The organism is Actinomadura sp. 6N118, from assembly GCF_044326415.1.
In the GTDB taxonomy this organism is placed as follows: domain Bacteria; phylum Actinomycetota; class Actinomycetes; order Streptosporangiales; family Streptosporangiaceae; genus Spirillospora.
On record NZ_JBIRAZ010000020.1, the window covers coordinates 32276 to 47240 of the forward strand.

The 14965-nt window shown below is 70.1% G+C and carries 9 protein-coding genes; 3 read left to right on the top strand and 6 right to left on the bottom strand.

All coding sequences use genetic code 11. The annotated features are described in order from the left end of the window. Positions 1-254 precede the first annotated feature (254 nt). The gene (locus ACH34W_RS39785) at positions 255-3305 is read right to left on the bottom strand and encodes a putative bifunctional diguanylate cyclase/phosphodiesterase (RefSeq protein WP_395966365.1); all 3051 of its coding nucleotides are present in this window, start codon (positions 3303-3305) and stop codon (positions 255-257) included. Between the two features lie 588 nt (positions 3306-3893). On the opposite strand from ACH34W_RS39785, the gene ACH34W_RS39790 reads away from it, so the two are divergent. Both ACH34W_RS39790 and ACH34W_RS39795 read left to right on the top strand, forming a co-directional pair. Continuing rightward, positions 3894-4871, top strand: a complete 978-nt coding sequence (locus ACH34W_RS39790) for a PQQ-dependent sugar dehydrogenase (RefSeq protein WP_395966366.1) — start codon at positions 3894-3896, stop codon at positions 4869-4871. Between the two features lie 53 nt (positions 4872-4924). After that, positions 4925-5998 carry a PQQ-dependent sugar dehydrogenase gene (locus tag ACH34W_RS39795; protein ID WP_395966367.1) on the top strand — a complete coding sequence of 358 codons (1074 nt, stop codon included), beginning with the start codon at positions 4925-4927 and terminating at the stop codon, positions 5996-5998. A 148-nt stretch (positions 5999-6146) separates the two neighbouring features. On the opposite strand, the gene gatB is transcribed toward ACH34W_RS39795, so the two are convergent. The 3 genes from gatB to gatC are packed head-to-tail and all read right to left on the bottom strand — an operon-like array spanning position 6147 to position 9450. Further along, the gene (gene gatB / locus ACH34W_RS39800; RefSeq protein ID WP_395966368.1) at positions 6147-7649 is read right to left on the bottom strand and encodes an Asp-tRNA(Asn)/Glu-tRNA(Gln) amidotransferase subunit GatB; all 1503 of its coding nucleotides are present in this window, start codon (positions 7647-7649) and stop codon (positions 6147-6149) included. Beyond that, on the bottom strand, positions 7646-9151 hold the full coding sequence (gene gatA, locus ACH34W_RS39805) for an Asp-tRNA(Asn)/Glu-tRNA(Gln) amidotransferase subunit GatA (RefSeq protein ID WP_395966369.1): 1506 nt from the start codon (positions 9149-9151) through the stop codon (positions 7646-7648). The genes gatB and gatA overlap by 4 nt, the downstream gene beginning before the upstream one ends. Further along, the gene (gatC, locus tag ACH34W_RS39810; RefSeq protein ID WP_395966370.1) at positions 9151-9450 is read right to left on the bottom strand and encodes an Asp-tRNA(Asn)/Glu-tRNA(Gln) amidotransferase subunit GatC; all 300 of its coding nucleotides are present in this window, start codon (positions 9448-9450) and stop codon (positions 9151-9153) included. Before gatC ends, gatA begins: the two co-directional genes overlap by 1 nt. A 158-nt stretch (positions 9451-9608) precedes the next feature. On the opposite strand from gatC, the gene ACH34W_RS39815 reads away from it, so the two are divergent. Continuing rightward, the gene (locus ACH34W_RS39815; protein ID WP_395966371.1) at positions 9609-9869 is read left to right on the top strand and encodes a DUF6458 family protein; all 261 of its coding nucleotides are present in this window, start codon (positions 9609-9611) and stop codon (positions 9867-9869) included. A 164-nt stretch (positions 9870-10033) separates the two neighbouring features. On the opposite strand, the gene ACH34W_RS39820 is transcribed toward ACH34W_RS39815, so the two are convergent. Together ACH34W_RS39820 and ligA are read right to left on the bottom strand one after the other, a co-directional pair. After that, the gene (locus tag ACH34W_RS39820) at positions 10034-12223 is read right to left on the bottom strand and encodes a putative bifunctional diguanylate cyclase/phosphodiesterase (RefSeq protein WP_395966372.1); all 2190 of its coding nucleotides are present in this window, start codon (positions 12221-12223) and stop codon (positions 10034-10036) included. 489 nt (positions 12224-12712) lie between these two features. Continuing rightward, a complete protein-coding gene (gene ligA, locus ACH34W_RS39825; protein WP_395966373.1) occupies positions 12713-14884 on the bottom strand; it encodes an NAD-dependent DNA ligase LigA in 2172 nt (723 codons plus the stop codon). Positions 14885-14965 lie beyond the last annotated feature (81 nt).

Here is a 14965-nt window from a genome sequence, read left to right on the forward strand (position 1 = left end):
CGGGCGGAAGGGCTTTGCGGCCAACAAAAAACCCCCGCCGCCGGTTGGCGGTCGAGGGGCGCGCGCAGGTCGAAGTGCTTGATCAGCCTGCGCGCCGACCAAGTACTACGAGGATGATGGAACTGCTCTGCACGGAAGCCACTTTCGCCGACTTCCCGGCGTGGGTCAAATCCTTGGACATATTGTCTCGACATGTGAGACGCCGGGAAGTGCTGGGGACACTGAGGGGTGCTGGGGGGTGCTGGGAGGCCGGATCAGCCTGGTGAGAGCGCTGTTCCCTCCAGCGGCAGGGTGGTCCCTCCGGCCAGGTCCGGCGCGCCGAGATTGGTGCGGACCAGGGACTCGACGCGTCCGGCGGCCATGGGCCGTGCCACCAGGAAGCCTTGCCCCCTCGGGCAGTCCATTTCGCGCAGCAGCTCCAGTTGCTCGGGCCGTTCGATGCCCTCGGCGACCACGGTCAACCCGAGGTCGCGCCCGAGCCGCACGATCGTCCTGGTGAGCAGCGTGAGCGTCTCGTCGGAGCCCAGCCCGGCGACGAACGAAGGGTCGATCTTGATGATGTCGACCGGGAGCTGGCCGAGGTAGGCCAGCGAGGCATAGCCGGTGCCGAAGTCGTCGATCGCGAGGCGGACGCCCAGATCGCGCAACGCCGACAGCCGTTCCACGCTCTGCCCGGCGTCCTCGACCAGGACCTCCTCCTTCACCTCGACGGTGAGGGCCTGCGGCGGCAGCCCGGTCTCCTCCAGCGCGGCCGCCACCGACTCCACGAACCGCGGTGCGGCGATCTGGCGGGCGGTGAAGTTGACCGACAGCCCGACCTCCCAGGACTCGCGCCGCCAGCGCGCCACTTCGCGGCAGGCCTCGCGCAGCACCCAGTCCCCCAACGGGATCATCAGGCCGGACACCTCGGCGGGGCCGATGAACTCCTCCGGCGGTACGGCGTCGTTCCCCCGCCACCAGCGCACCAGGGCCTCCACGCCGGTGACCCTGGACGTGGCGAGCTCGACCACCGGCTGGAACTCGACGGTGAACTCCTCCTCGGCCAGCGCGCGCTGCAGGTCGCTGCCGAGCTCCAGGCGCCGTACGACGTCGGCGTGCATGTGAGGGGCGAAGACCTCGACCCGGCCGCCGCCCAGCTCCTTGGCGCGGGCCATCGCCAGGTCGCCATTGCGGATCAGCTCCGCGGCGCTCCGGCGCAGCCGTCGTCCCGCGTTCAGGGCCCGGTCCGCGTCGGCCGTGTCCGCCCCGTCCCGTTCGGCGGCCAGCTCTGTAACGGACCCACTGCCGGGCCCGCTGCCTGGCCCGCTGCCTGGCTCCTGGTCGACCACGAAGGCGATCCCGACGCTGGCGGTGAGCACGATGCCCTTGCTGCCAACGCGGTACGGCTCGACCGAGAGCACGCGCAGCAGCCGCTCGGCGAGCTCGACCGCTGTCTGTGTCTCGGCGGGGTCCTCCACGAGGACGGCGAACTCATCGCCACCCCAGCGGGCCACGGTGTCGTCGGCCTGGACCGTGGACCGCAGCCTGCGGGCCGCCTGCGCGAGCACCTGGTCGCCCGCCGCGTGCCCCGCGGAGTCGTTGACCGCGGTGAAGCCGTCCAGGTCGGCGAAGACCACGGCGACCGTGCCGCCGCACTCCTTCCGGGACAGCACCTCACGGGTGCGCTCCTCGAAGTAGGAGCGGTTGGGCAGACCCGTCAGGCCGTCGTGGAACGTCAGGTGGGTGACCTGGCGCTGCAGGGCTGCCTGCTCGCTCAGGTCGCGCGTGGTGACCAGCATCCGGCCCGGCGCCTCCCCCGTACCGCTGTAGCGGGAGATCGTCGACTCGGTCGGCAGCCAGGTCCCGTCCGCCGCGCGTACCCGGCAGGCCACCCGCAGCGTGTCGGGCACGGGGTCGTCGTCGGCCGCGGTCGTGCCCTCCTCGGCTTTGAGGAACTCGTCGAAGACATCCTGGACGTGCGGCAGGTCCTCGGGATGGATGATCTCGTGCAGCGGGCGGCCGAGCAGCTCGTCCGGGGCGTAGCGGTAGGTACGGAGCGCGCCGGCGCTGGCGTACTGCACGACGGCGTCGAGGTCACAGATCAGCACCGCGTCGTTGATGCTCTCCGAGAGGGCCCGGAAATGTTCCTCGCCGGTGTCCACGGCGCGGCGCAGGCCCTCGTTCTCGCGTACGAGCCCGGCCAGCCGGACGAGCAGCACAATGGTCGCCGACCCCGCGACCACCGAGACGACGGGCTCCAGCCCGTCCGTCCCGGCGAGGCCGCGGCCCGCGACGAAGAGGGTGGCCGCGGCCGCCACGGCGGCCGGCGCGATTCCAGGGCCGATCATCCGGCCGGGCTCGTCGGCCGGCTCGCGCGCCCTGCCCTCTTCTGGCCCGTTCCAGGGCACGAGGATGAGCAGCAGCAGGCCGCCCAGGCGGAGGATGTCGGCGGGATCATCGGCCACGGCGCCGCCCCGCAACCGGACGGTCAGGCTGACCACGTCCGCGGCGGCGAACGCGGCGAGCGCCACGTACCCCATCCAGGCCGAACGGCGGTGCCCGCGCGCGGCGCCGAGGACGAAGGACAACGCGCCGCACACCAGGACGACGTCGACCAGCGGGTAGAGCAGTTCGAGCAGGAACTCGGTAGGCGTCTCGCCGGACCGCCGGTAGAGGTCGCTGAAGAGCGTCACCCAGCCCAGCACGAAGAGAGCGCAGACGCACACGTACGTGTCGCCCGCGTACCGCAGCCAGATCCGGGCGTCGCGGGGCAGCCTGGTCGGCACGACCATGCCGATCACCAGGGCGATCACGGCGGCCAGGTAGAAGAGGTCGAAGACCGACGCCGACATCGCGCTACGGCCGGACGACGGCGAGATGGCCGAGCCGATCGAGCCGACGAGCCAGCAGGCCGCGGCGATCCCGTACCACCGCCAGGATGCGCGCCACTGGGTCTCCCCCTGGCCGCGTACCGGGGAGTCAGTGCCGTCCACCAGCGAATCCGCGGCGGCGGAGTCCGGCAGGAGCGCGCCGGGCAGGAAGTCCTCCGGCCCGGAGTCCTCCAGCGGATCGCCGTCCGGCTGGGCCGTGTTCAGCCGGCGGGCCGCGATCAGCAGCGAGCCCGTCGCCGCGGCGGCGGCCCCCACCTCGGCCCAGGCCGTGAAGGCCGATCCGCCCCACCCCAGCAGGGAGCCTATGGCGTAGAGCACGCCGATGATCGCGACAATGCCGATGGGCACCGCCGAGGAAGGCACGCGCCGGGACGTCCGCCGTGCTTCGCGGTCACGACCCCGCCCCACCGCCCTCCGAGCGTTCTCGCCGCTCATCGCGCCGTGTCCCTTCCTGCCTTGTGGGAGCGTTCTGCCCCCGCAGCCACTCCGCTGCTCCTATGGAATGTCTCGTTTCCGAGGTACCGCCCGGGAGCGAACCCCAGACACCCGAATAGCTCGCCCGGCCGCTCGGACAACGTTCCGTACGTAGTGGATCGTGCCCCACGCAGGTTGTGCGCCGGGGGAGCTTGGCGGGCACATCCGCTGCGCCGGTCATCGGTCAGCGACGTTGCTGCAGTGCGGGATCACCGTGATGCTCAATGTACGTTCCGTAGGTCACGGAGCGATTGAGGCTCAGCGTCCACCCGGCGACAAACATCGGCGCCGGCCCTCCGTACTGCGAAGTCTCGCCATGGATCGCCGCCTACGGGGTGACTTGTTCCTCGTCACATTCCGTAGGGCACGGTGCCGTCACGTCAAGGGAAGGTCGTTGTGCCGCGGGCGCCACTGTGCCTTGATTGCCCTATGCGCCGTACTTCCACTCTCGCGACCGTTGTGACCGTACTGCTCGTTCTGGGCGCTTGTAGTGGGGACAACGATGGTTCAGACACGTCCGGTGATGACTCGCCGACCGCCGCGGATTCGGTGCAGCCGTCGTCTTCGCCCACCGGCACAGCGCGCCCCGGCGAGCCGCGGGCCATCGTCAAGAACCGGGAGGTCACCTGGGGGCTGGCCTTCCTGCCCGGCGGAGACGCGCTGGTGACCGAACGGGAGTCCGCGAAGCTGCTCCGTGTCACCCCGAAGGGCCGGGTCACGGAGATCGGGAAGATCCCGGGCGTGGCGGCGGCCGGCGAGGGAGGGCTGATGGGAGTCGCGGTGTCCCCCGACTACGAGACCGACAAGTTCGTGTACGTCTACTTCACCGCGCGGTCCGACAACCGGATCGCGCGTTTCCCGCACGAGGACGGCATCGGCAAGCTGCAGATGCTCGTCACCGGCATCCCCAAGGGCGACAACCACAACGGCGGCCGCCTCGCCTTCGGACCGGACCAGATGTTGTACGCGTCGACCGGCGAGACCGGCCGGGAGAGGCTCTCCCAGGACAAGAAGTCCCTCGGCGGCAAGATCCTCCGCATGACGCCCACCGGCGACCCGGCCCCGGGCAACCCGTTCGGCACCCTCGTCTGGACCTACGGGCACCGCAACGTCCAGGGCCTCGCGTGGGATCCGCAGGGCCGCATGTTCGCCACCGAGTTCGGCCAGGACCGGTTCGACGAGATCAACCAGATCGTGAAGGGGCGCAACTACGGCTGGCCCGAGGTCGAGGGCATGGGCGGCGACGAGGTGCGTTTCAAGCGGCCGGTGCTGACATGGACACCGTCTGAGGCCTCCCCGTCCGGCCTCACCTACGCGCAGGGCTCCCTCTGGGCCGCCGCCCTCCGCGGCGAACGCCTCTGGCAGGTCCCGCTCTCCCGCAACGGCACCGCCGGACGCCCCATGGCCCACTTCAAGGAACGATTCGGCCGCATCCGCGAGGTCGTGCCGGCCCCGGACGGCAAGTCGCTGTGGCTGACCACCGACAACGGCGACGAGGATGGTGTGATCGTCGTACCCCTGACATGACGGAACGGGAACGCGCTCGCATCCGTATTACAGACAAAACGGAGGGCGGCCCCATGCGCAAACTTGCACTGATCCTGCTCCTACCCCTGGCAGCCTGCTCGTCCGGCAGCGAGGGCGGCGAGGGCACGGCGAGCACCCCGGCACCCCTGCCGAGTTCGCCCGGCTCCCTCGGCCAGCCCCGTGACCTGGCGACCGGCCTCACCGTGCCGTGGGCCGTCGCGTTCCTCCCGTCCGGCGACGCGCTGGTGACCGAACGCAACAGCGCCCGCGTCCTCCGGGTCACGCCCCAAGGCCAGAAGACTCCCATCGGCACGGTGCCCGGCGTCGAGGCACAGGGTGAGGGCGGTCTCATGGGCGTGGCCGTGTCGCCCACGTTCAACCAGGACCGCCTCGTCTACCTGCACTTCACCGCGTCGGATGACAACCGCGTGGTCCGCTTCCGCTACGACGGCAGGATGGGCCCGATCCAGCCCATCGTCACCGGCATCCCCAAGGGCGGCAACCACAACGGCGGCCGCATCGCGTTCGGCCCGGACAAGTTCCTCTACATCGCCACCGGCGAGGTCAACGAAACACAACTCGCCCAGGACAAGGACTCCCTGGGCGGCAAGATCCTCCGCGTCACCCCCGAGGGCAAGCCGGCCCCGGGCAACCCGTTCAACTCCCGCGTCTGGACCTACGGCCACCGCAACGTGCAGGGCCTCGCCTGGGACGACAAGGGCCGCATGTACGCCACCGAGTTCGGCCAGAACACCTACGACGAGATCAACCGCATCGAGAAGGGCAAGAACTACGGCTGGCCCGAAGTCGAGGGCGTCGGCGGAAAGCCCGAGTACACCGATCCCCTCCTGACCTGGACCACCGACGAGTCCTCCCCCTCCGGCCTGGCCTACGCGAAGGGCTCCCTCTGGGCCGCCGCCCTCCGCGGCGCCCGTCTGTGGCAGGTCCCCCTCACCGCCGACGGCAAGGCGGCCCGCCCGGTCCCCCACTTCGAGGACCGCTACGGCCGCATCCGCGCCGCCGTCCAAGCCCCCGACGGCGCCCTCTGGATCACCACCAGCAACAAGGACGGCCGAGGCGACCCTGACCAGGGCGACGACCGCATCCTCACCATCCCCCTGAACTGAGGCTCAGTCCCACCAGAAGCGCCAGTGCCCGGCGCCGACCAGCCCGGCCGCGTAGCGCTCGAAATAGGACGCGGCCAATTCCCGCGCGGTGAGGTCAGGATCCATGATCACCGGGACTCGGCGGTGTAGGGCCGAGTCCCGGTAGGGATCACGAGACGCCGAGTTTTTCGAGGATGAGCTCGCGGGCGCGGCCCGCGTCGGCCTGGCCCCGGCTCGCCTTCATGACGGCGCCGACGAGGGCGCCGGCGGCGGCGACCTTGCCGCCGCGGACCTTGTCGGCCACGGCGGCGTTGTCGGCGATGACCTGATCGATGATCGCGGCGAGGGCGCCGTCGTCGGAGACGACCTTGAGGCCGCGGGCGGCGACGACCTCGTCCGGCGTGCCCTCGCCCGCCAGGACGCCCTCGAAGACCTTGCGGGCCAGCTTGTCGTTGAGCTCGCCCGCGACGACCATGGCCTGGATGCGGGCGACCTGGTCAGGAGTGATCGGCAGGGCGGTCAGCTCGACGCCCTGCTCGGTGGCGCGGCGGGACAGCTCGTTCATCCACCACTTGCGGGCGGAGGCCGCGTCGGCGCCCGCCGCGATGGTGGCCTCGATCAGGTCGAGGGCACCGGCGTTGATGACGTCGCGCAGCTCCAGGTCGGAGAGGCCCCACTCCTGCTGGACCCGCTTGCGGCGGGCGGCGGGGAGCTCGGGCAGGGTCGCTCGGAGCTCCTCGACCCACTCGCGAGTCGGGGCCATGGGGACGAGGTCGGGCTCCGGGAAGTAGCGGTAGTCCTGCGCCTCTTCCTTGCTGCGGCCGCTGGTGGTGACGCCGGTGTCCTCGTGGAAGTGCCGGGTCTCCTGGATGACGCGCCGGCCGGCGTCGAGCACGGCGGCCTGGCGTTCGATCTCGGAGCGGACGGCGCGTTCGACGGAACGGAGCGAGTTGACGTTCTTGGTCTCGCTGCGGGTGCCCCACTCGGAGGCGCCGCGTGGCATCAGGGAGACGTTGACGTCGCAGCGCATGGAGCCCTCTTCCATGCGGACGTCGGAGACGCCGATGGAGCGGACCAGCTCGCGCAGCTCGGTGGCGTAGGCGCGGGCCACGAGCGGGGCCTTGTCGCCGGTGGCCGTGATGGGCTTGGTGACGATCTCCACGAGGGGGATGCCCGCGCGGTTGTAGTCGACCAGCGAGAAATCGGCGCCATGGATGCGGCCGGTGGCGCCGCCGACGTGCAGCGACTTGCCGGTGTCCTCCTCCATGTGGACGCGCTCGATCTCGATCCGGTACGTCTCGCCTTCGACCTCGACGTCCAGATGGCCGTCGATGCAGAGGGGCTCGTCGTACTGCGAGATCTGATAGTTCTTCGGCATGTCCGGATAGAAGTAGTTCTTCCGGGCGAACCGGCACCACTCGACGATCTCACAGTTGAACGCCAGGCCGATCTTGATGATGCCCTCGATGGCGGCGTGGTTGGTCACCGGCAGCGAGCCCGGCAGGCCAAGGCAGACCGGGCAGACCTGGGTGTTGGGCTCCGCGCCGAACGCGGTCGGGCAGCCGCAGAACATCTTCGAGGCGGTGCCCAGCTCGATGTGGGTCTCGATGCCCAGCACCGGCTCGTACCGGGTCAGCGCCTCTTCGTACTTGACGATGGTCGGCGTGGTCACTTGGCAGCCTCCGCGAGCTCGGGGGCCTTGGCCAGCAGCGGGCCACCCCAGCGGTCTTCCAGGGCCTTCTCGACGGCGGCGCCGACGCGGTAGACGCGGTCGTCGCCGAGGACGGGGGCCATGATCTGCAGGCCGACCGGCAGCCCGTCCTCGTCGGCCAGGCCGCACGGCACCGAGATGGCCGCGTTGCCAGAGAGGTTGGACGGGATCGTGCACAGGTCGGCGAGGTACATCGCCATCGGGTCGTCGGCGCGTTCACCGATCGGGAACGCGGTCGTCGGCGTGGTCGGCGAGACCAGCACGTCGACCTGCTCGAAGGCGTTGTCGAAGTCGCGCGCGATGAGCGTGCGGACCTGCTGCGCCTTGCCGTAGTACGCGTCGTAGTAGCCCGATGAGAGCGCGTAGGTGCCGAGCATGATGCGCCGTTTGACCTCGGGGCCGAAGCCCTGCGCCCGGGTCAGCGCCATGATCTCTTCGGCGCTGCGGGTGCCGTCGTCGGCGACGCGCAGGCCGTACCGCATCGCGTCGAAGCGCGCCAGGTTGGACGACGCCTCGGACGGGGCGATCAGGTAGTAGGCGGGCAGCGCGTAGGCGAACGACGGGCAGGACACCTCGACGACCTTGGCCCCCAGCGACTCCAGCAACTCGACCGTCTCGTTGAAACGGTTGAGCACACCCGCCTGGTAGCCCTCGCCGGCGAACTCCTTGACCACGCCGACGCGCAGGCCGTTGACATCGGCGCGCTTGGCGGCCTCGACGACCGGCGGGACGGGCCGGTCGATCGAGGTGGAGTCCATCACGTCGTGGCCGCTGAACGTCTCGTGCAGCAGCGCCGCGTCGAGCACGTTCCTGGCGAACGGGCCGGGCGTGTCGAGCGAGGAGGCGAACGCGATGATCCCGTAGCGGGAGGAACCGCCGTAGGTCGGCTTGGCCCCCACGATGCCGGTGACGGCCGCGGGCTGCCGGATCGAGCCGCCGGTGTCGGTGCCGGTGGACAGCGGCGCCTGGTACGCGGCGACCGCGGCCGACGAGCCGCCGGACGAACCGCCCGGCACACGGCTCAGGTCCCACGGGTTGCGGGTCACGCCGTACGCGCTGTTCTCCGTGGAGGAGCCCATCGCGAACTCGTCCATGTTGGTCTTGCCGAGGATCACCAGCCCGGCCTTGCGCAGCCGCGCGGTGAGGGTCGCGTCGTACGGAGGCCGCCAGCCTTCGAGGATCTTGGACCCCGCGGTGGTCGGCATGTCCGTCGTCGTGAAGACGTCCTTGTGCGCGATCGGGACACCCGCCAACGGGCCGAGCTCCTCGCCGCCCGCACGCCGCTCGTCCACCTGCCGCGCCTGCGTGAGCACGGTCTCCTCATCGACGTGCAGGAACGCGTGCAGCTCGCCGTCCACGGCGCGTACCCGGTCGAGGTGTGCCTGGGCGACCTCGACAGCGGAGGTCTCGCCGGAGGCGATCAGCGCGCCCAGCTCCGCGGCCGACTTCTTGATCAGACTCATCACGCCTCCTCGTCCAGAATCCGCGGGACCCGGAAGCGCTGCTCCTCAGCGGCCGGTGCGCCCGACAGGGCCTGCTCCGGCGTGAGGGACGGCCGGACCTCGTCGGCCCGGTAGACGTTGGTCAGCGGCAGGGCGTGCGAGGTCGGCGGGATCTCCTCCGCGGTTACCTCCTGCACCCGCGCGACCGCGGAAATGATCTGATCGAGCTGGGCCGCGAGGTGATCGAGCTCGTCCTCGCCGAGCGCCAGCCGGGACAGCCGGGCGAGGTGAGCCACCTCGTCACGGGTGATGGCCGACATGTGCAAACACCGTTTCTGGCGATCGATTGGATTGACGCCCATCCTATGGGCCGCACTGACCTCCGGCCGACCGCTTTACGAGGGGGACGATCTGTTTCATACCGGCACATGGGGAACGGAACTCCCGTACGTCCGAGGACGAACGAGAGGAGAGCGCCGTGACCATCGGTGGCAGCATCGCCCTGATCATCATTGGTGCGATCTTGACTTATGCCGTGAACTACGAGTTCAGCGGTGTCGACATCCGCGTGGTCGGCATCATCCTGATGCTCGGCGGTCTGATCGGCCTGATCATCGGCATAGCCCGCATCGCCTCCGCCCGCCGCCGGACCGTCGTACCCCCGCCGGCGATCCGCGAAGAGCGCTACTACGAAGACCCCGCCTACGAGGAGCCGCCCGCCCGCCGCCGCCGCTACTGACCCCCGAAGCCCCACCGCTACCGCCACGTCCAAGCCACCGGTGTCGGCTACGCCAAGCGCGCATCGCCTGCATGCACACCCGCTAAGCGCGCGATTTGAGTCGACCACCTGCATGCGCACCGCGAACGCGCTACCTGAGCCTGGAACGAGCCGAAGGCGAAGTTTCAGAGCGAAGATCGCGAAGCGATGTCGCGTTCGTCGCTTTCATGGTTCGGTCCCGAGCCGCCAGGCGAGGGTCTGAGGCCATGAGAGCCAGGAATACTGCCAGGAAAGCCATTGATACCGCGCAGCCATTCGGTGGCTTTGGCGGCGTCCATCGGACGGCCGAAGTGCCAGCCTTGGGCGGCGTCGCAGCCCATTTCGCGCAGGAGGCGGGCGGTGTGGGCGTCCTCGACCCCCTCGGCGACCGAACGGAGGCCGAGGGTGCGGACGAGGTCCACGATGGAGCGGACGATCACCGCGTCCTCGGCCGTGGCGGACAGGCGCTGCACGAACGAGGAGTCGATCTTGAGCTCCTCGACGGGAAGGCGCTTGAGCCGGACCAGTGACGAGTAGCCGGTGCCGAAGTCGTCCAGGCTGAGCGGGATGCCGAGCTCGGCGAGGGCGCCCACGGTCTCGGAGGCGTACGCGGTCTCGTTCATCAGGATCCGCTCGGTGATCTCCAGCTGGAGGGCGGCGGCGGGGAGGCCGTGTTCGAGCAGGCCCTCCTCGATGGTCTCGGCGAGGCCGGTGTCGAGCAGGTCGCGGCCGGAGGCGTTGACCGAGACCTGGACGGCCAGGTCTTCCTTCCACCAGGAGGCCGCCTGGGCGAGGGCGGCGTTCACGACGTAGTGGGTGATCGCCCGCATGAGGTACGTCTGCTCGGCGATCGGCAGGAAGTCGTCGGGTTCGAGCAGGCCCTGCTCGGGGTGACGCCAGCGGATCAGCGCCTCCATGCCGACCAGCTGGCCGTCGTGCAGGGAGATCTTGGGCTGGTAGTAGAGCTCCAGTTCGCCGCGGTCGATGGCCCCGCGCAGGTCGCCGAGCATGCCGAGGCGGGCGGGCGAGTTGCGGTCCTTGTCGGGCGAGTAGACCTCGACGCCGGTGCGGTTTTCCTTCGCGTTGTACATCGCGACGTCGGCGCGCTGGAGGAGCAGCTCGAAGTCGGGCGCGTGGTCGGGGAAGAGCGCGATCCCGACGCTGGCCTCCAGGTCGAACGAGAGCCCGTCGAGCCGGACGGGCTCGCTGAGGGCGGCGCGGAGGCGGGCCGCCACCTCGCGCGCGGCGGCCGCGTCACGGACGGTGGGCAGCAGCACGGCGAACTCGTCGCCGCCGAGTCTGGCCACCAGGTCACCGGGGCGCACGCTGTGGGTGAGGCGGTGCGCGACGAGCTGGAGCAGCCGGTCGCCGGTCGGGTGCCCCAGCGTGTCGTTGACCTCCTTGAACCTGTCGAGGTCGAGGAGGAAGAGGCCGGCCCGGCCGCCGACGGGATCGGCCTGCTGGCGGCGGCCCGCGCCGACCATCCCGCCGAGTCTGCGGGCCGTGGCGCCGCGTACTTCGCCGAGCGCCTCCTCCGTCCGTACGATCAGCATCTTGCGGTTGGGCAGCCCGGTGAGCCCGTCGTGCAGGGCCTGGTGCTCCCGGCGGACCGAGACCGACGCGTTCAGGTAGACCGCGATGAACGGCAGCACGATGAGCAGCAGGAACCAGGCCGACCGGTCCATCGCCACGACCATCAGCGGCGCTAGGCCGAGCAGCGCCAGGTGCACCAGGACCTGGTAGCCGAGGTCCCAGCGCAGCGCCTTGATCAGCGAGACCCGTTCGTGCAGGGCGACGGCCGCGCCGACGAGTGCGTCGTTGCACATGAAGTAGACCGCGCCTGCCAGCGCGATGGCGGGCAGGTCGGCGCCCTCGGGCACCCACGGGCCGGTGGGCACGCCGTGGATGCCGCAGGCAAGGAGGGCGAGCTGGGCGGCGGCCAGGCTGAGCGTGTACTGCGCCACGTTGAACGCGATGCGGTGGGGCGTGCGGCCGCGGAAGACCCCGCAGGTGATGACCGCGACCGCCTGCAGCACCGCCGCGATCGGCAGCCCGGCGTAGAGCAGCGCGGCGAACGAGAACGTGGTGGACGTGGTCGCCCCGTTGTTCTCGGTGGAGCCGGGCGTGATGATCGGCCGAAGCTCGCCGAACACGATGAAGGCGCCGAGGATCAGGATGACCGGCATGTGGACGAGGGCGTCCAGCTCGGTCGCGGTCAGCCGGGTGAGCGTGACGACGAACGCGCCCACGCCCAGCGAGATGACCGCGACGAAGAAGATCCACAGCGGTGAGCCCCTGCGCGGCATCGTGTTCCGCGTGTTGTTCGGGTCCTTCATCACATCCTCGGGGGGTACGGAGAGGTCACCCCTGGCCGGGGCCGGGGGTACGGAGTGGGCCCCGGCGGCCGGCCTCGGCCTCGGGGTCGTACTCCCGGCTGACACGGCCGGTGGGTCCGGAGGTCGGTCCGCGATGGGCGCCGGGGGCGCATTCGAGAACCGGGCGTCCCCTCGGCCGGCGCGGCCGGGGGGCAGGATTGTGCGTCCTCCTGGCCGCTGTGGCCCGGAGTCCGGGTCGGGCCCCGGGCCGCGTGGCCCGGGCATCCCCGGCTGATGTCACCGGGGTGTTGCCGCCGCTTTCCCGCCTGTTCACACCGCCGGAGGATCGGAGTGTGTGACCAGAGGGAGAGTACGACGTTTGCTCAACTTCGCGAAACCGATTGCGTACGTTCCGTTATGCCCAATCCGCACCCTAACGCCACCAGTGGGTAGTGGGACAGTACCCTTGAGTAACTTTCAGCTGGTCATCTGTGCAACGAACACGCGCCGTCATTCCTCCCCGCTCAGGGTTACGGCTTTGGCCGCATCTGGCCCGTCCGCCAGCAGAACGCGGAATCCGTCCTCATCCAGGACCGGAACGCCCAGCTTGATCGCTTTGTCGTATTTGGACCCGGGACTGTCGCCGACGACCACGAAGCCCGTCTTCTTGGAGACCGAGCCGGTGACCTTGCCGCCGAGATCCTGGATCGCCTCGGTCGCGGAGTCGCGGCTGAAGCTCTCCAGCGACCCGGTGACCACCACCGAGACGCCCTCCAGCGGCCTCGGGCCCGCGTCGGCGCCCTCGTCCTCCATCCGGACGCCGGCCCTGCGCCACTTGTCGACGATCTCGCGGTGCCAGTCGACCTCGAACCACGCCTTGATCGAGGCGGCGACGGCCGGGCCGATCCCGTCGACGGCGGCGAGCTCCTCCTCCGTCGCGTTCGCGATCCGGTCCATGGAGCGCATCTCGCGGGCCAGGTCCTGGGCGGCGGTGGGGCCGACGTGCCGGATCGACAGCGACACCAGCACCCGCGACAGCGGCTGCTGTTTGGCCTTTTCCAGCTCTTCGAAGAGCTTGTCGACGGTCTTCTTCGGCTCGCCGTCCTTGTTGGCGAAGAACGTGATGACCTTCTGCTCACCGGTCTTCGGGTCGATCTTGGGCAGGCCGGTGCGCATCTCGCGGACCACCGTCCGGATCGGCAGCAGTTGCTCGACGGTCAAATGGAAGAGGTCGCCCTCGTTCTTGACCGGCGGGTCGCTGGGCTCCAGGGGCTGGGTCAGCGCCGTCGCGGCGACGTAGCCCAGTGCCTCGATGTCGAGGGCCTTTCGGCCGGCAAGGAAGTAGAGCCGTTCACGGAGTTGTGCCGGGCAGAACTGCGCGTTGGGGCAGCGGATGTCGGCGTCGCCCTCCTTCTCGTACGCGAGCTCGGTGTCGCACGCGGGGCACCGCGTGGGCATCTGGAACTCGCGCTCGCTCCCGTCACGCAGCCCGGTCACCGGCGCGACGATCTCGGGGATCACGTCACCGGCCTTGCGGAGCACGACGGTGTCGCCGATCAGCACGCCCTTGCGCTTGACCTCGCTCGCGTTGTGGAGAGTGGCGTAGGCGACCGTGGAACGCGCGACCGTGACCGGCTCCATCACGCCGTAGGGAGTGACCCTGCCGGTGCGGCCCACTCCTACCTTGATGTCGAGGAGCTTGGTGTTGACCTCTTCCGGCGGGTATTTCCAGGCGATCGCCCAGCGCGGCGCCCGCGAGGTCGAACCCAGCCTCCGCTGCAGCGCGAACTGGTCGACCTTGACGACCACGCCGTCGATCTCGTAACCGGGCTCGTGCCGGTGCTCGCCGTAGTAGCCGATGTATTCGCGAACCGCGTCGAGACCGCCGACGACCTTGTAAAAGTCGCTGACGGGCAGCCCCCAGCCGCGCATCAGCTCGTACGCCTCGGACTGGCTCTCGGGCCGGTCACCGCCCCCCGTCCACGCGCCGAAGCCGTGCACGAGCATGCGCAGCGGGCGCTGGGCCGTGACCCGCGGGTCCTTTTGCCGCAGCGATCCCGCCGCCGCGTTGCGCGGGTTGGCGAACGGCTCCTTGCCCGCCTCCGCCTGGACGGCGTTGACCTGCTCGAAGCCCTCCTCAGGCAGGTAGACCTCGCCGCGCACCTCCAGCGTCTCCGGCCAGCCCGAGCCCACCAGCTGCGTCGGGATGTCGTCGATGGTGCGCACGTTGTTGGTGACGTCCTCACCCGTGCGCCCGTCGCCGCGGGTGATGCCGCGCACCAGCCGCCCATGCTCGTAGACGAGCGCGATGGCCAGACCGTCGATCTTGAGCTCGCACAGGTAACCGGCGACCTCGCCGACCTCCTTGACCACCCGCTCGTCCCACGCGAGGAGCTCGTCGGCGGACATCGCGTTGTCGAGGCTCTGCATGCGCTCCAGATGCGCGACGGTCGCGAAGTCGGTGACGATGGGCGCGCCGACCCGCTGCGTCGGGGAGTCGGGCGTGACCAGCTCCGGGTGGGCGGCCTCGAGCTCCTGCAGCTCGCGCAACCGCCGGTCGTACTCGGCGTCGGTCCACGTGGGGTTGTCGAGCACGTAGTAGCGGTAGTTGGCCTCGTCGATCTCCTGGCTCAGCCGCGCGTGCCGCTGCGCCGCCTCGGTCGGAACACCCTCGATGCTCATGACCTCATTCTGTCGTGCGGGACTGACATTCCAACCGGCACGGCACGCACATTCTGACCAGCGAGAAAGACCCGTCAGCCG